Annotated in this window: 18 protein-coding genes; 16 read left to right on the top strand and 2 right to left on the bottom strand. The window is 62.2% G+C overall.

Annotated elements, in window-relative coordinates:
* The first annotated feature begins 161 nt into the window (after nucleotides 1-161).
* The 13 genes from IT549_RS13560 (at nucleotide 162) to IT549_RS13620 (ending at nucleotide 10,811) form a co-directional block, all read left to right on the top strand.
* A complete protein-coding gene (locus tag IT549_RS13560) occupies nucleotides 162-428 on the top strand; it encodes a conjugal transfer protein TraD (protein ID WP_292974113.1) in 267 nt (88 codons plus the stop codon).
* A gap of 203 nt (nucleotides 429-631) precedes the next feature.
* Complete coding sequence (locus tag IT549_RS13565; RefSeq protein WP_292974081.1) at nucleotides 632-1,510, top strand: chromate resistance protein ChrB domain-containing protein; 879 nt, start codon at nucleotides 632-634, stop codon at nucleotides 1,508-1,510.
* Nucleotides 1,507-2,913 carry a chromate efflux transporter gene (gene chrA / locus IT549_RS13570; protein ID WP_292974083.1) on the top strand — a complete coding sequence of 469 codons (1,407 nt, stop codon included), beginning with the start codon at nucleotides 1,507-1,509 and terminating at the stop codon, nucleotides 2,911-2,913. Before IT549_RS13565 ends, chrA begins: the two co-directional genes overlap by 4 nt.
* Before the next feature lie 16 nt (nucleotides 2,914-2,929).
* On the top strand, nucleotides 2,930-3,655 hold the full coding sequence (locus IT549_RS13575) for a Fe-Mn family superoxide dismutase (protein WP_292974115.1): 726 nt from the start codon (nucleotides 2,930-2,932) through the stop codon (nucleotides 3,653-3,655).
* Between the two features lie 23 nt (nucleotides 3,656-3,678).
* Nucleotides 3,679-4,224, top strand: coding sequence for a hypothetical protein (locus tag IT549_RS13580; protein ID WP_292974085.1), 546 nt, complete (start codon nucleotides 3,679-3,681; stop codon nucleotides 4,222-4,224).
* Nucleotides 4,221-4,682, top strand: coding sequence for a chromate resistance protein ChrB domain-containing protein (locus tag IT549_RS13585; RefSeq protein WP_292974087.1), 462 nt, complete (start codon nucleotides 4,221-4,223; stop codon nucleotides 4,680-4,682). The genes IT549_RS13580 and IT549_RS13585 overlap by 4 nt, the downstream gene beginning before the upstream one ends.
* Nucleotides 4,683-4,831: 149 nt before the next feature.
* Entirely contained in the window at nucleotides 4,832-5,491 is a 660-nt protein-coding gene (locus IT549_RS13590; protein WP_292974089.1) for a family 16 glycoside hydrolase, read from the top strand.
* A complete protein-coding gene (locus IT549_RS13595) occupies nucleotides 5,488-6,540 on the top strand; it encodes an extracellular solute-binding protein (RefSeq protein ID WP_292974091.1) in 1,053 nt (350 codons plus the stop codon). Before IT549_RS13590 ends, IT549_RS13595 begins: the two co-directional genes overlap by 4 nt.
* Nucleotides 6,537-8,099, top strand: a complete 1,563-nt coding sequence (locus IT549_RS13600) for a hypothetical protein (RefSeq protein ID WP_292974093.1) — start codon at nucleotides 6,537-6,539, stop codon at nucleotides 8,097-8,099. Before IT549_RS13595 ends, IT549_RS13600 begins: the two co-directional genes overlap by 4 nt.
* Nucleotides 8,096-8,839 carry an ATP-binding cassette domain-containing protein gene (locus tag IT549_RS13605; protein ID WP_292974095.1) on the top strand — a complete coding sequence of 248 codons (744 nt, stop codon included), beginning with the start codon at nucleotides 8,096-8,098 and terminating at the stop codon, nucleotides 8,837-8,839. Before IT549_RS13600 ends, IT549_RS13605 begins: the two co-directional genes overlap by 4 nt.
* 138 nt (nucleotides 8,840-8,977) lie before the next feature.
* Complete coding sequence (locus tag IT549_RS13610) at nucleotides 8,978-9,949, top strand: YncE family protein (RefSeq protein WP_292974097.1); 972 nt, start codon at nucleotides 8,978-8,980, stop codon at nucleotides 9,947-9,949.
* A 464-nt stretch (nucleotides 9,950-10,413) separates the two neighbouring features.
* The gene (locus IT549_RS13615) at nucleotides 10,414-10,620 is read left to right on the top strand and encodes an AlpA family phage regulatory protein (protein ID WP_292974099.1); all 207 of its coding nucleotides are present in this window, start codon (nucleotides 10,414-10,416) and stop codon (nucleotides 10,618-10,620) included.
* 29 nt (nucleotides 10,621-10,649) lie between these two features.
* Entirely contained in the window at nucleotides 10,650-10,811 is a 162-nt protein-coding gene (locus tag IT549_RS13620) for a helix-turn-helix domain-containing protein (RefSeq protein ID WP_365777184.1), read from the top strand.
* A 247-nt stretch (nucleotides 10,812-11,058) separates the two neighbouring features.
* On the opposite strand, the gene IT549_RS13625 is transcribed toward IT549_RS13620, so the two are convergent.
* On the bottom strand, nucleotides 11,059-11,493 hold the full coding sequence (locus tag IT549_RS13625; RefSeq protein ID WP_292974103.1) for a TIGR01244 family sulfur transferase: 435 nt from the start codon (nucleotides 11,491-11,493) through the stop codon (nucleotides 11,059-11,061).
* Between the two features lie 110 nt (nucleotides 11,494-11,603).
* On the opposite strand from IT549_RS13625, the gene IT549_RS13630 reads away from it, so the two are divergent.
* From IT549_RS13630 to IT549_RS13640, 3 genes are read left to right on the top strand one after another with little or no spacing between them, the layout of a single operon-like run.
* Nucleotides 11,604-12,728 carry a beta-ketoacyl-ACP synthase III gene (locus IT549_RS13630; protein WP_292974105.1) on the top strand — a complete coding sequence of 375 codons (1,125 nt, stop codon included), beginning with the start codon at nucleotides 11,604-11,606 and terminating at the stop codon, nucleotides 12,726-12,728.
* Nucleotides 12,728-13,477 carry a phosphatidylserine decarboxylase gene (locus tag IT549_RS13635; protein ID WP_292974107.1) on the top strand — a complete coding sequence of 250 codons (750 nt, stop codon included), beginning with the start codon at nucleotides 12,728-12,730 and terminating at the stop codon, nucleotides 13,475-13,477. The genes IT549_RS13630 and IT549_RS13635 overlap by 1 nt, the downstream gene beginning before the upstream one ends.
* Entirely contained in the window at nucleotides 13,474-14,274 is an 801-nt protein-coding gene (locus tag IT549_RS13640; RefSeq protein WP_292974109.1) for a phosphatidylcholine/phosphatidylserine synthase, read from the top strand. The genes IT549_RS13635 and IT549_RS13640 overlap by 4 nt, the downstream gene beginning before the upstream one ends.
* Here the strand turns inward: IT549_RS13640 and IT549_RS13645 are convergent.
* The gene (locus IT549_RS13645) at nucleotides 14,207-14,476 is read right to left on the bottom strand and encodes a hypothetical protein (RefSeq protein ID WP_292974111.1); all 270 of its coding nucleotides are present in this window, start codon (nucleotides 14,474-14,476) and stop codon (nucleotides 14,207-14,209) included. The two genes, IT549_RS13640 and IT549_RS13645, sit on opposite strands and share 68 nt — an antisense overlap.
* Nucleotides 14,477-14,940 lie beyond the last annotated feature (464 nt).

Genomic DNA, 14,940 nt, shown 5'->3' on the forward strand with positions numbered 1-14,940 from the left:
CAGCGATGCCCAAAAGAAGGAGGCGTGGCGCAAGCGCGGCGCTGCCTTCTTTCAGAGCAAGGCGCGCAAGCGTGGCGATGGAACTCAAGGCCAGCCGGATGGCACTCTCCCGCTTGACGGCGGCGCGGCATCGGCTTGAGGCAGCGAAGGCAAGAACCGACATGCGTGAATGGCAGGTCAAACGGCGCGAACGCACGCGGCAACTGATCGAACTTGGCGGCCTGGTCGTGAAGGCCGGGCTGGTCGAACTGGCCGACGATGATCGCGCAACGCTTTACGGTGCGTTCCTTACAGTCGCGGCCAAGCTGCGGGGCGAGGAACGGGAACAGGCGCTGGTGCTGTGGAAGCGGAAAGGCAAGCGGGCGTTTGAGATGGAGGCCGGCAATAGCCAATCACTTTCGTATGAAAGGCATGAGGGTTTGAAATAGGCAGCATTGGCCTCCAGGTCATGTCACCAGTAACGGCGCTAGAATCCCGTGCCCGTCGGAGCGTGGTGGTGGTACACTTTGATCAGAAATGATGCAGGTGTATCCTGCCTTTGGTGATACACAATCTAACTGTGTCGACTCGATCCTCCCAGAACTGGCTGCTCCTGATTCCGCAGCTGCCCGCCAAGCCAGCCTATCTACGGGTGAAGATCTGGCGGCGTTTGCAAGCGATGGGCGCGGTACCCCTTAAGAATGCCGTTCATGCATTGCCGAACCGCGCGGAATTGCGGTCCCAGTTCGACGAACTTCACGGCGAAATCATCGCGAGTGGGGGAGAGGCGCTCCTGCTGGAAGCGACACTGTGTGTCGGTCTTTCAGACGCCGATCTTCAGGGCATGTTCGATGCTGCACGGGATGCAGATTATGAGGACGTCGCACGCGAAGCCTCTGTCCTGGCTGAAAGTGATTTCGTGCCAGAGATCGAGGTGCGTCGACTGCGCAAGCGGATGGACGAAATCGGCCGGATCGATTTCTTCGGTGCGCACGGTAAACAGGCTGCCGAGGCCGCCATCAATCGCGCCAAGGGCAGAATGGGCCAACACCCCGACGTAAGCGGGCCCGGAGTGAACATCCCTTTGCCTGAAGAGCTTAGAGATCGCGTCTGGGTCACACGCAAACACGTCCATGTCGATCGCATTGCTTCTGCCTGGTTGATCCGCCGGTTCATCGATGCCGAAGCCACGTTCAAATTTGTCGATGGCAAGGACTATGTGGCCGAAGCGAATGAACTGCGTTTCGACATGGCCGGTGCTGAATTCACCCACGAGGAAGACCGGTGCAGCTTCGAGACGCTGGTGCTTCGCACCGGGCTGGATGACCCGGCGCTCGGCGTCATCGGCGAAATGATCCACGAACTTGATATCGCCGACGGCAAATATGAACAGCCCGAGACTGCGGGCCTCGGCGCAATGTTGGGCGGCATCTGTGCATCGATTGAAGATGATCTGGAACGGATCGCCAGCGGTAGTCAGGCGCTCGATCAGTTACATGCCTATCTAGCCAACAGGAAGCCTGCGAAATGAGCGGTCAAGACTCTGCTTCCGCAATTGCCGACAACGGGATTGAGGCGAAGGGCCACGGCATTCCGTTTAGTGATGCGGTCAAGGTCTGGGCGCGGATAGCGGCACTCTCTTTTGGCGGTCCGGCGGGACAAATTGCGGTGATGCATCGCATACTTGTCGAGGAAAAGCGCTGGATTGGTGAGGAGCGCTTTCTGCATGCGCTGAACTATTGCATGCTCTTGCCTGGCCCCGAGGCGCAGCAATTGGCAGTCTATATTGGCTGGTTGCTCCACAAGACCAAGGGCGGGTTGGTTGCCGGTGCGTTGTTTGTGTTGCCCGGCTTCCTGGCGATTCTGGCGTTTAGCTATGTCTACGTTCTGCTCGGCCAGGTGCCGGTTGTAGAGGGGCTGTTCTTTGGTCTGAAATCCGCCGTGCTGGCAGTGGTGCTTCAGGCTGTGGTGCGGGTTGGGTCGCGCGCTCTGAAGAACAATGTCATGCGTGGTCTTGCCGGGCTGGCGTTTATCGCGATTTTCGTTCTCGACGTTCCCTTCCCATTGATCGTACTTTTTGCCGGGCTGGTCGGCTTCTTCGGTGGCCGCGCTGGCCTTGCCGCGTTCCGGGGTGGAAGTGGACACGGTTCCGCTGGTGCCGAAATCATTCACGACCGCGATACTGCGCTCGGCGAAGGTCTGCCCGACCATGCCCGCCCAAATTTGTCTTGGTCACTGCGCATTTGCGGTGTCTTGTTGATGCTCTGGCTTGGCCCGGTTGCCGCCCTGCTGTTTGCTCTTGGACCCGACGACGTGTTCAGCCGGATCGCGACCTTTTTCAGCCAGATGGCTGTGGTAACCTTCGGCGGGGCCTACGCCGTGCTCGCTTATGTCGCGCAGGAGGCGGCTGAAACCTATGGCTGGCTGCAACCCGGGGAGATGCTTGACGGGCTGGGCATGGCGGAAACCACACCGGGGCCGCTGATCATGGTTGTGCAGTTCGTCGGGTTCCTGGCCGCCTTTCGCGAGGCGACCGGACTTCCGCCACTGGTCGCCGCCACGCTCGGTGCAATTCTGACAACCTGGATTACCTTTGTTCCCTGCTTTCTGTGGATTTTCGCAGGCGCACCTTTCGTAGAGAGATTGCGCGGAAACCGGGCTTTGTCCGCCGCCCTTTCGGCAATCACGGCGGCGGTGGTGGGGGTGATCCTCAATCTGGCGATCTGGTTCGCGATTCACACCTTGTTCGCAAAGGTCCGCCAGCTGCCATTCGCGGCTGGAGATTTCGATCTCCCAGTCCTGACGTCCGTTGACTGGCCAGCTATGGCGCTGGCGGCGGGCGCGCTCCTCGCGACGTTCTGGTTCAAGGCACGCATGTTGCCAGTGCTCGGCGTCTGCTCTGTTCTCGGCGTTGTCTACAAGTTGATCAATTGAAGGAGTGAATGTGACGATGGACCATCTTTCTCGGCGCGGCGCAATCGCGAGCCTTGGTATCGGAGCCGCTGCACTGACCATTGGCGAGGTCTCTGCACAAACACCAGTCGCCGCACCCCCGCTGGTTCCGGCTTTCGCCGGCACTCATCAGGTGAAGCCGCTGCGTTTCAGCCCCGCCAGCCTCCAGGGACTGTCCGAGCGGCTGATTACTTCGCATCATGAAAACAACTACGCCGGATCGGTTCGGGCGCTGAACATGATCGAAACCCGGCTTGCTGCCGCACTGGCTGATCCGGATTTGCCGCCCGTCGTGTATGGCGGCTTGAAGCGCGAGGAACTGCACCGCACCGGCTCGGTCGTCCTTCATGAAATCTATTTCGATGGGCTTGGTGGCAACGGTCAGGCCGCTGGTTCGATCCGCGATGCGCTGCTCGCGGCGTTCGGCTCGTTCGACCGCTGGGAAGCCGATTTTCGCCGCACCGCGATGAGCCTCGCCGGTGGGTCTGGCTGGTGCGTGCTCGTGTTTAACCTTCACACACGCTCGCTGCACAACCACTGGGCATGGGACCACATGCATGGTGCGATTGCCGGAGTTCCGCTGCTCGCGCTCGATATGTACGAGCACAGTTTTCACATGGATTACGGCACTGCCGCTGCCAGATATGTCGATGCCTGGTTCCGGAACATCGATTGGGAAGTCGTCGAGGCGCGCTATCGGGCCGCAGTTGGTTCGCAGGGCTGACGGGCAGGACCGGGATGGGCTCCTTGATGATACTCGTGATAAAGTTCCTCTGGGTGATTGCCATTTTCTGGCACACGCTGGCGTTTGCGGCCGGGGGAATGAACGTCGTTGGTGCCTACCGAGCCCTGTTCAGCGGGGCGCACGACCCGGCGCGCACGCGAGCCATACGTTCAGCGGAATGGCAATTGTGGGCCTCCGGCCTTATCATCATCGGTCTCGGAATAGTTCTTACGGGCTGGCACAGCTACCTCGACAATCCCAAGCTGTGGAGCAAGATCGTCGTTGTGTCGGTCTGGCTGGCTTCGACCATCGTGCTGCGGAATACCGCCCGGCATCGCTGGCCGATTGCAGACCGGCGCGGGATTCTGCTGGCCTGCTCGGTGAGCGGTGCGTGCTGGATCTACGGCGCATTCCTCGGCGTTGCCAAGCCTCTCGCCAACTCAGTCATGCCGTTCTGGGGGTTCATGGCGGGCTTCCTGGGCGTCCTTACCGTCTGCATTGCCGTCACATTTCGCCACGAACAAAGACTGTCCCTGAAGGCAAACAGCAATGAGGAAGATTCCACATGAAATGGATTACGCGAGAGCGGCCAAAGATCGATCGCATCGCCTGTCCCTGGCTGATCGCCCGGTTCATCGATGATGCGCCCGAGTTCCTGTTTGTGCCAACCGACAAGGTATTCGAGGTGGCCGAGCGCGAAGGTGCCGTTGCCTATGACATACCTGGCGCATCACTTAGCCATGTCGGTGAGAAATGCAGCTTCGATGCATTCATTGAAGCATATGCACTGGGCGACAACGCGGCTCTGCAGCAGCTGGCACTGATCGTCAGAGGCGCGGACACGAACCGCCTTGACCTGGCACAACAATCGAGCGGCCTGTTTGCGATATCATTGGGTCTGTCGGCAATCTTTGTCGACGACCATGAGATGCTGAAGCACGGGATGACGATGTATGATGCTCTCTATGCCTGGTGCCGTTCAGGTCAGGGGGAAACGCATAACTGGCCACCGGTTATGTCGCCATGAGCGGTTCGTTCGCCTTTTTACGCTGCGCGAGCAGGGGTGAATTATTCTGATCGTATCGAAGGAGCCTTGCCGTGAGATTCAAGCTTGTTTTCCTCAGTCTGGCTCTCTTCGGTTGCAGCGGCGCGGCGCCTCCGTCGGACCCGGATTCCATGCAGCCCGCCTCCGAAATGCCGCAGGAACATGTGCTGGTCAGCTTTGATGCCGATGCAGTTGGCGCAATGCCGGGGCAATTCCTTGCCAGCCGTACCGGCGGTGGGCGTGAAGGCGTCTGGCGGGTTGAACAGGTGGAGCGTGCGCCATCGGGCACACAAGCGGTGGTGCAGACCGATGCCGACAGGACCAGTTACCGCTTTCCCCTGCTGGTCTATGATCAGTTCCGGGTGCGCGATGTCGATGTCAGCGTTGCTTTTCAGGCGGTTTCCGGCAGGGTCGATCAGGCGGCGGGGCTGGTCTGGCGCTTGCAGAACGCCAACAATTACTACGTCGTCCGCGCGAATGCGAAGGAAGACAATGTGGTCCTCTACAAGGTGGAAAACGGGGAACGGAGCGACCTTCAGGTCAAGGGGCGGCGCGGCAATACCTATGGCGTCGATGTCGATGTGCCCGATTCCGGCTGGAGCACCCTGCGCGTGACTGCGCGTGGATCGCTGTTCGAGGTCTATCTGAACGGACGCAAACTGTTCGAGGTCGAGGATTCGACCTTTGGTGATCCGGGCTGGGTCGGGCTGTGGACCAAGGCCGACAGCGTCACCCGTTTCGATGATCTGCGGATCGCCAACCTCGACGTAGAAGAGGGAGCGGGCCAGTGATCGCGTTTTGCCGTGACAGTTTCAAACGACTGGCACTTGCTGCCCTTGCCCTGACCGCTGCTGTGGCAGGTTGCACGGCGGCCAATGATGGCGGTGCGGGCGAGGTCGTCATCTATACCTCGGTCGATCAGGTTTACGCCGAACCTCTGTTCCGCGAGTTTGAGCGCGAGACCGGAATCAGGGTCGTGGCCGTGTTCGATACGGAGGAAACGAAAAGCACTGGTGTGCTCAACCGGCTGATTGCGGAAGGGGACAATCCGCGCGCGGACCTGTTCTGGTCGGGCGATCCGGTCCGCCCGTTCCTACTCATCGGGCGCGGCTTGACCGCGCCCTATGTGCCCGCGAACGCAGCGGCAATCCCGGCGACCTTCAGGGACGCGGATGGAAGCTGGACCGGCACTTCGGCACGTGCGCGCGTGCTCCTCGTCAATCGCGAACGGCTGGCGGGCCGACCGATGCCGACCAGGCTCGATGATCTGGCTGATCCGCGCTGGAAGGGTAATGTGGCCATCGCCAATCCCCTGTTCGGAACCACGACCATGCACGCGGCCGCGCTGTTCGCCACGCGCGGTGAAGCGGAAGCACGCCGCTTTTTCGAGGCGCTGAAAGCCAATGATGTGCGCGTAGCCGGGTCGAATGGCGAGGTTCGGCGGCTGGTCGTTTCGGGAGAAGTGGCCTTCGGACTGACGGATACCGACGATGCCTATGAAGCCGTGAAGGACGGTGCCCCGGTCGAAATCGTCTATCCCGATCAGGATGGCGCAGGTGCGCTGGTGATGCCAACAAGCGTGATCCTGATCCGTGGCGGCCCCAACCCCGGTACAGCGCGGCAACTGGCGGATTTTCTTGTCTCGCCAGAAGCTGAGCGGATGATGGCGGCATCTGCCGCGCACATGCCGCTCCATTCCGGCGTTGCCACCCCCGCAAATGTCGGGCGGATCGAGAATATCAGGGCCATGGAGGTCGATTATGGTGAGGTTGCATCCACCATGGAAAGGATCCAGCCATGGCTGCGGGAATGGGTCGGCCTGTCGTCCGGTGGTCAGTGAAACGCCTGCCCACAGCACAGCATGTTCTGCTCGGCGGTAGCGGTGCAATCCTGGTCACGGCCTGCCTGCTCCCGCTGATCTGGCCGTTGATCGGGCTGGTCAGCGCCGGGGGCGAGGCTGCCTCGCTGTCGCTTCTTGCCGACACGGCCCTTTGGAGCCTGCTGGCCCGCACGGTTGCGGTCACTTGTGGCGTTCTCGCCCTCGCACTGGCTGTCGGCCTGCCAATGGCGTTCCTGGTCGCGCGGTCGGACGTGGCGGGACGCGGTCTGGCCTTGGTCCTGCACGCCTTTCCGGCCCTGCTGCCGCCGCTGCTTCCGGCGCTTGGCTGGTTCCACCTGCTTGGACGGCAAGGCCTGATCGGCAACGAGACGTCCGCAGCTTTCCTGTTCAGCGAAGCTGGCGTGGTGCTCACGCTCGGTCTCGCACTCGCCCCGATTGTCACAGCGCTGACGGCGCTTGCGTTGTGGAACGCTGATCCGACGCAAGAGGAGGCCGCGCGGATCACTGCCTCGCCGCTCCGGGTGGCGACGCACATTCTTCTGCCGTCTGCCCGCCCCGGAATCGTGCTTGCCGGGATCGTGATCGCCGCGCTGGCGCTGTCGGAGGTGGGCGTCCCGACATTCCTGCGCACCCGAACCTACGCCTCGGCAGTGTTTGCCCGATTGGGCGGCGTGGACTTTGCGCCGATGGAGGCGCTTGTACTGACGCTGCCGGTGCTTGCGCTTACGGGCGTTTTGCTGGGCGCGGCGCGGTGGGCGACGGGTGGCCGCTCCTTTGCCACTTTCGGGTTGCGCAGCTTTCGCCAGCCCCCGATGGCGCTTGGCTCATGGCGGACGCCTGCCAGTCTGTTTTGCTGGGCAGTCGCGCTGTTGTCGGTAGCGCCGATTGCGGCTCTGGCATGGCGTGCGGGCCGCGAAGGCTTTGCTGCCGTTCCGGTTTGGATCGGTGATGGGATGAGCAACAGCCTCAGGCCTGCTGCTCTGGCTGCTTGTGTCATTGCGTTAATCGCCCTTCCGCTGGGGCATGGCCTGGCACGCGGCAGCCGCGGTGCTGCTGTCCTCGACATGACAGCGCTGGTGGCCTTCGTTGCCCCGCCTGCCTTGCTGGGGGTGGGGCTGGTCGCGCTGTGGAACCGCCCCGAGACGGACTGGCTCTATGGGAGTTGGCTGATCATCGCCCTGGGCTATGTCGGTCGTTATGCCGTCATCGGCGTCCGGGCGTTCGCGGCGTCATGTGCGCAGCTTCCGCCCACGATCGAGGATGCGGCGCGGGTGTTTGGCACTGGCTATGGCGCACGGCTGGTGCGGATCGTTATCCCGTTACAGGCGCGCGCGTTCATGGGCGGCTGGCTGTTGGTGCTGCTGTTCTGTCTGCGCGACCTTGAAACAGCGGCGCTATTCTACCCGCCGGGTAAGGAGCCGCTGGCAATTCGCATTTTCACTCTCGAAGCGAACGGGCCGGAAGCAGTCGTAGCGGCGCTGGCATGTGTCCAAGCTGCACTCTCGGCGGCAGCCCTGGCGCTTGCCCTGCCGCTTCTCAGCGTAAGGTCTGGACGATGAATAGCGCCCTCCGCTTTGATGACGTTTCACTCCGTTATGGCACCCGCACGGTTGTGTCGGATGTGTCGCTCGCGGTCGATGAAGGTGAGGTGCTGTGCCTGCTGGGATCATCCGGCTGCGGCAAGAGCAGCCTGGTGCGCTTGGCGCTTGGGCTTACCCCGCCCACCACGGGTCGGGTATTTGTCGGCGAACAAGAGGCGAGCGTGGCTGACCGGATAATCGTTCCACCGGAACAGCGCGGCCTTTCGGTCGTGTTTCAGGACCTTGGCCTGTGGCCGCACATGTCGGTCGAAAAGCATCTCCGCTTCGTGCTGTCTTCGCGCCGGTTTGCTGCCGCAGAGCATGACAGCGCTATCGCCGCGATATTGGCGGGGGTGGAACTGTCTGGCCGCCGCCAATGCTATCCGGCACAATTGTCCGGGGGTGAGCGCCAGCGGCTGGCGATCGCACGGGCACTGGTCGTCAGGCCCCAGGTCGTGCTGCTCGACGAGCCGCTGTCGAACCTCGATCTGGTCCTGAGGCGCGAGCTGATCGAGCTGTTCGGCGGGCTGTTTGCCGAGCTGAATGCCTCGGTCCTCTACATCACTCACGATATCCGCGAGGCGGCCTTGCTGGGTGACCGCATGGCGGTGATGGATTCCGGCACAATCACCGCGACGGGGACGCTCGCGGAATTGAGCAAGCTGCAAATCCCGCTCATCCTCGAATCCCTTGATGGGACGGCGCGGCGCGGTGAGTAGGCCAGGCACGCAACAGGAGATTCCAATAAAGTTCTCAGGGTTTGACAGGCATCAAGGCGGCACATCTTCGTTCGGGCCACGCATTCCATCAATATCCGGGAATCGTGCCGGGCCAGTGACAACAAATGGAGCCGGGATATGAAAATCATTGCGGCATTATTGGCGGCGGCGATTGCTTGCACGCCTGTTGGCTACCCGGCTCTCGCAAATGAACCGGCAGAGCAACAGGGCAGGCTCTACGTCACATCCTGGTTCGGCGGGGTCATCAGCGTTGTGGATATTGCCAGCGGAGCGGTGTCGGCCAGCATCCCGGTGGGCGTGCAGGATCATAATGTCGTGCTCAATCCCGACCAGACGCGGGCGTGGGTGACGAACAATAATGACAACACCGTATCGGTGATCGACACGGCGACCAACCGGGTGATCGCCACTGTGCCGGTTGGCGTGGGGCCACGGCACAGCTACTTCGCGCCCGACGGCAGCGAGGTTTATGTCACCAACGAATTCGACGATACGGTCTCGATCGTCGATCCGGTGGAGAACAGCGCGATAGCGACAGTGGGCGTGGGCATGATGCCGCATTTTGCGCTGGCGGTGGGTGATCGGCTGTTCGTCACCAATTTCGGTGGGCGCAGCGTTTCGGTGGTGGATCGCCGCACGCGGCAGATTGCGGCCACCATCCCGGTCGGCACAGGGCCGCTGGGTGCTGGCGCGACGCGCAACGGGGCCTTCGTCTATGTCGCCTGCCACGCCGCCAACGAAGTGGCGGTGATTGATGCTGCGAGCCTTCAGGTCGTAGCCCGGATTCCAACCGAGCCTGGCCCGGTGCAGGTGAGCGTCAACCCCGATCAGGCCTTCGCCTGGGTTGCCGCTGACGGGCGCGGCACGGTCCAGAAAATTGATCTGGCCACCAATAGCGTGGTGAAAACGATCCGCATCGCGCCCGATGCCGGAAGCCACGGCATTTCCTTCGGCGCTGGCGGCAGGCTGCTGTTTGTTACCAACACCGGCAACAGCACGGTTTCCGTGATCGACACCACGCGTGATGAAGTCGTCAACACGGTGCCGGTAGCGCGCGCGCCGGAAGGCATCGCTTTCATCCGGCCCTGAGTCGTCCCGCAAAGCGCGTGGGGGGGTGGGGAAAGCGCGAGGGGTGGATGGCAGGCCCCTGCAATCCGAGCCTTCCTGGTTGAAATTGAGTGGTACAAGACCACTTCTCATCAATGCCCAGACATCCGCGACAAACGTGAAGCAGGATGAACCGCCAATATGTGCGATTCGCGCGCAAATGCCGTCCATGTCGGCGTGAATCTCCGACACGTCCGCATTGAAAATCGGCAAGATCAGGCTCAACGCAAATGTAGTGAAGAAAGTTTACCGACTCTGGCCGCCCCGACTGCGCGTCCATGGCCTTCTCTATTCTTCCGTAACCGTTCCTATCCTTCTCTTTGTCATTCTATCCGCGTCTGCGCTCACAGGGTAGATGAGTGAAAATCGCCTTGCGTCAGGCATTTGAACAGGAAATTCTTGCTTCAGGGGGCACCAGTAACTGCCAACGAATGGAAGCAAGTCCCATGTCCAACACCGACAAGATCATCCGCCTGAAGACCGTCCTCGCCCGCACCGGCCTGTCCCGCTCAACCATGTATCGCAAGATCGCCGAGGGGACATTCCCGACCCAGGTCAAAATCAGCGTCCATGGCGCAGGTTGGCGGGAGTCCGCTGTCAATCGCTGGATCGATGATCCCATGTCATACCAAAACGAAAGTGCAGCGCAGTGACGCCGCCGCCTAAGCTTGAGCCGATTTGCGTGACGGTCAATGAGGCGGCACGCATGATCGGCGTCGGTCGCACCAAGCTCTACGAGCTGATTGCGTCGGGCGAGATTGAGGCGGTCAAGCTCGGCAAGTCGACCCGGATCACAACCTCCAGTCTGCACAAGCTGGTCATGCAGCGGCGCGCGCCAGGATAGGATTGCCGAATTTGCGCAACTCGGGGCCTTTTAACGTGTTCACTGACGATGGCATAGTTTCAACCGCGCTTTGGGCCGGCTCGGGTTGCTAGGACGATCAATTTCTGTCTAAGGGTTTCGTGATATAGCCTAAAAGTGTGGGGTAGGGTGTGGGGAAGACTCAGCGAGATTGGGAAATAATCTTATATACAAGGCGTTAAAGAATAGGTTCGAATCCAGCCCTGCCACCACCCAGCCTTCCAACCGGTCACGAAATCGTATCGGCCAGTTGCTTGAGCTTCGCCGCGCGCTTGCCGCTGCGGCAGAAGGCCAGCACCGGGCCGGGGGCTGACTTCAGCGTTTCGGCAAGCTGCCTGGCCTGGGCTGCGCTGGGGCCCGCAGGATCGACCGGGATCGCGACATAGCGCAGCCCCAGCCGCCGGGATTCGGCCTCAAGCACGGCCGAGGTGGGCTGGCCGTCCTCCTCGCCATCGGGGCGGTTGTTGACCACGGTCTTGTATCCGGCGGCGGCAATCTTCGTCAGGTCGGCGACGGTGATCTGCCCGCGCACCGCATAGCCCGAGGCGATTTCGTTCGCTTCCACTGCCATGGCTGCCGACGTGGCGCCCGCTTCGGACGGCTGTGAGCAAGCCGCCAGCAGCAGGCTGGTGATGGCAAGTGCGGTGAATGACTGGCGCGGCATGGCGAATCCCTTTCGATTTGCGGTCAGTTTGCGCCGCCAAGGCGGCAATGCCAAGCACGGGTGCGGGAACCGCTTGTCGCAAGGCCGCGCTGCGACTAGACCGCCTGCCCATGAATATCACCCCCGTCATATCGGCCACCGGCCTGTTCACGCCGTCTGAATCGATCTCCAACGAGGAACTGGTCGAAAGCTTCAACGCCTACGTCGCGCTGTTCAACGCCGAACACGCGGCCGAAATCGCTGCCGGCACGGTTACCGAACTGGCGCCCAGCTCGGTCGAATTCATCGAGAAGGCCAGCGGGATCAAGTCGCGCTATGTGATGAGCAAGGCCTCGCTGGTCGATCCGACCAAGATGGGCCCGCGCTGGCCCGAACGGTCGAATGACGAGATTTCGGTGATGGCCGAAATGGGGGTCAAGGCCTGCCAGGACGCTTTGGCCCGGGCCGGGCGCGATGCCAGCGATGTCGATGCGGTGCTGTGCGCGGCGTCGAACATGCAGCGGCCCTATCCGGCCATGGCGATCGAGATCCAGCAGGCGCTGGGGATCGACGGGTTCGGGTTCGACATGAACGTCGCCTGCTCGTCCGCCACCTTCGGGATCCAGACCGCGGCCGATTTCATCCGTTCGGGCAATGCCCGTTCGGTGCTGGTGGTCAGCCCGGAAATCTGCACCGGCCACAACAACATGAAGAACCGCGACAGCCACTTCATCTTCGGCGATGTGGCCACCGCGGTGCTGGTCGAGGCGAAGGACCTGGCTCCGCACCCGCATTGGGAGATCGTCGGAACCCGGCTCAAGACCGTGTTCTCGAACAACATCCGCAACAATTTCGGCTTCCTCAACTGCGCCACCCCCGAAACGGTCGGCACGGCGGACAAGCTGTTCGTCCAGGAAGGCCGCAAGGTGTTCAAGGAAGTGGTGCCGATGGTCGGCACGATGATCTGCGATCATGCCGCCGCGCTGGGGCTCGATCCCGCGCACCTGCGGCGGCTGTGGCTGCATCAGGCCAATGCCGGGATGAACCGCCTGATCGCCCAGCGCGTGCTGGGGCACGAGGCGAGCGAGGATGAAAGCCCGACCGTGCTTGATACCTATGGCAACACCTCCAGCGCGGGCTCGATCATCGCCTTCCACCTCAACAATGCCGATCTTGCGGCGGGGGATACCGGGGTGATCTGTTCGTTCGGCGCGGGCTATTCGGCCGGTACCGTGTTCGTGCGGAAGGTGGCGTGATGGGCAGCGATCTGGTTGACAATCGCGGACGCGGCGAGGCCAGCTGGTCGTGGCCCAGCGTCCACCCCGAAGGCCGCAAGTTCGCGCTGATCGCCGCCGTCATCAGCGCGGCCTTTGCGCTGCTTGCCTGGGAAACGCTGGCCTGGCCCTTTGCCGCGCTGGTGCCGTGCATCGCCGCCTTCTTCCGCGATCCGCGCCGGGTGACGCCGCAGGGCGATAATCTGGTGGTCTCCCCCGCCGATGGTCTGGTGACGCTGATCAAGCAGATGGATCCGCCCAAGGAACTGGTGCTGGATGATGGCAGCGGCCTGCCGGGCCTGCCGCCGGGGCCGGTCACGCGGATCTCGATCTTCATGTCGGTGTTCGATGTGCACATCAACCGCGCCCCGATTGGCGGCACGGTGCGCCGCGTGGTCTATATCCCGGGCAAGTTCCTCAACGCCGATCTCGACAAGGCCAGCGAAGAGAACGAGCGTCAGCACATCATGATCGAGCGCGGCGATGGCCGGGCGATCGGCTTTACCCAGATCGCCGGGCTGGTGGCGCGGCGGATCGTGCCGTTCGTCAAGCCGGGCGACATGCTCGCCGCCGGGCAGCGCGTCGGCCTGATCCGCTTCGGCAGCCGGGTCGATGTTTACCTGCCCGCCGGGACCGAGCCCAAGGTACTGATCGGCCAGCGCACGATCGCGGGCGAAACCGTGCTGGCCGAAATCGGCCAGGCCGCGCTGATCGACGGCGTGCGCCAGTGAGCGACGCGCTGCCCCAGCGTGGCGGGCTGACGCTGCGCGCGCTGGTGCCCAATGCGATCACCGCTGCGGCGCTGTGCGCGGGGCTGACCGGGATCCGCTTTGCGATCACCGATGATTTCGAAAAGGCGGTGCTGGCGATCGTGATCGCCGGAATGCTCGACGGGATCGACGGGCGGATCGCGCGGCTGCTGAAGGCGCAATCGCGCTTCGGGGCCGAGCTGGACAGCCTGGCTGACAACGTCTCGTTCGGGGTGGCCCCGGCGCTGATCCTGTTCCTGTGGTCGCTGGAAGAACTGCCGCGGCTGGGCTGGTTTGCGGCGCTGGCCTATGCGGTGGCCTGCGCGCTGCGGCTGGCGCGCTTCAACGCCCGGATCGACCTGCCCGAAGAACCGCGCAAGACCGCCGGGTTCCTCACCGGGGTGCCCGCGCCGGTCGGGGCCGGGCTGGTGTTCCTGCCGCTCTACATCTGGTTCGTTTCGGGTGAGGAGCTGGCCCGCGATCCCCGATTGGTCAGCGTCTGGCTGGTCGCCATGGCCTTCCTGATGATTTCCAGCGTGGCGACGCTCAGCTGGGGCAAATTGCGCCCGCGCCGGTCGCGGCGGCTGGAAGTGCTGCTGGTGTTCGGACTGGTCGCTGCCGGATTGATTGCCGAACCGTGGTGGACCCTGATCGGGATCTGCGCAGTCTATCTGACCATGCTGCCGATCGGGATGCTGTCCTATGGCCGGGTCAGGCGGCTTCGTTCAGCAATGCCGGGCGCAGCACCTGGGCTGGACGGGCCAGACGCGCCGGCCTGACCGGCAGCGCCACCACCGTTCCGTCGTTCCACGACACCACCGTTTCCCGCACCGTAAAGCGCAGTTCCCGCGTGGCGGGACAGTCCGCCAGCTCACGCTTCAGCGCCGCAAAACGGGGCAGGGCCACGCGGACCATCTGTGCCAGCAGCCCCAGCGAAACGACCAGCGAAGCACCCAGCAACAGCGAGAAATCGGCAGCCATGATCGTCCTGTCCTTTGCCTGACCCCTGTGGAAGGGCTTGTGGAAAACCTGTGGAGCGGTTAGGAAGAGTTCCTGTTCCGTTCCAATGCGGCCGGTGTTCCCTATTTGTTCCAGTGTGTCAAGCGGGAATTTGAACGGCTTGTTGATGCAGCGAGCTTGGTGTTTGAGAAATGGTCCCTTTCGCCAACATTCATCGGCTCATTCGGAAACCTAAAAAAGCAGACTCTTTCTCACCAATGGTCCAACAGATGGAATCTCCTCGAAATTTGGGGCAGTTTGCTCTGATGGAAATACAGACAGCCTTTGCGCTGCCAGCCCCATTAATCATCGTGCCCCTTTGACGTGCTCCCCTGAAATGTGACCGCTTTTTGGTAGAGTCTGACGCAAGGAGTCGGACGATATGAAGCGAAGCAGGTTCAACGAAGAGCAGATCATTGCGATTTTGAAGGAGCAGGAAGCGGGCA

Origin of the sequence: Novosphingobium sp. (genome assembly GCF_020852455.1) — a bacterium.
GTDB lineage: Bacteria > Pseudomonadota > Alphaproteobacteria > Sphingomonadales > Sphingomonadaceae > Novosphingobium.

What these genes read in the sequence shown, in the direction of transcription:
- IT549_RS13560 (WP_292974113.1), top strand. Translation starts at nt 162, where the DNA reads ATGCGTGAATGGCAGGTCAAACGGCGCGAACGCACGCGGCAACTGATC.
- chrA (WP_292974083.1), top strand. Translation starts at nt 1,507, where the DNA reads ATGAGCGGTCAAGACTCTGCTTCCGCAATTGCCGACAACGGGATTGAG.
- IT549_RS13575 (WP_292974115.1), top strand. Translation starts at nt 2,930, where the DNA reads ATGGACCATCTTTCTCGGCGCGGCGCAATCGCGAGCCTTGGTATCGGA.
- IT549_RS13585 (WP_292974087.1), top strand. Translation starts at nt 4,221, where the DNA reads ATGAAATGGATTACGCGAGAGCGGCCAAAGATCGATCGCATCGCCTGT.
- IT549_RS13590 (WP_292974089.1), top strand. Translation starts at nt 4,832, where the DNA reads ATGCAGCCCGCCTCCGAAATGCCGCAGGAACATGTGCTGGTCAGCTTT.
- IT549_RS13605 (WP_292974095.1), top strand. Translation starts at nt 8,096, where the DNA reads ATGAATAGCGCCCTCCGCTTTGATGACGTTTCACTCCGTTATGGCACC.
- IT549_RS13610 (WP_292974097.1), top strand. Translation starts at nt 8,978, where the DNA reads ATGAAAATCATTGCGGCATTATTGGCGGCGGCGATTGCTTGCACGCCT.
- IT549_RS13615 (WP_292974099.1), top strand. Translation starts at nt 10,414, where the DNA reads ATGTCCAACACCGACAAGATCATCCGCCTGAAGACCGTCCTCGCCCGC.
- IT549_RS13625 (WP_292974103.1), bottom strand. Translation starts at nt 11,493, where the DNA reads ATGCCGCGCCAGTCATTCACCGCACTTGCCATCACCAGCCTGCTGCTG.
- IT549_RS13630 (WP_292974105.1), top strand. Translation starts at nt 11,604, where the DNA reads ATGAATATCACCCCCGTCATATCGGCCACCGGCCTGTTCACGCCGTCT.
- IT549_RS13635 (WP_292974107.1), top strand. Translation starts at nt 12,728, where the DNA reads ATGGGCAGCGATCTGGTTGACAATCGCGGACGCGGCGAGGCCAGCTGG.
- IT549_RS13645 (WP_292974111.1), bottom strand. Translation starts at nt 14,476, where the DNA reads ATGGCTGCCGATTTCTCGCTGTTGCTGGGTGCTTCGCTGGTCGTTTCG.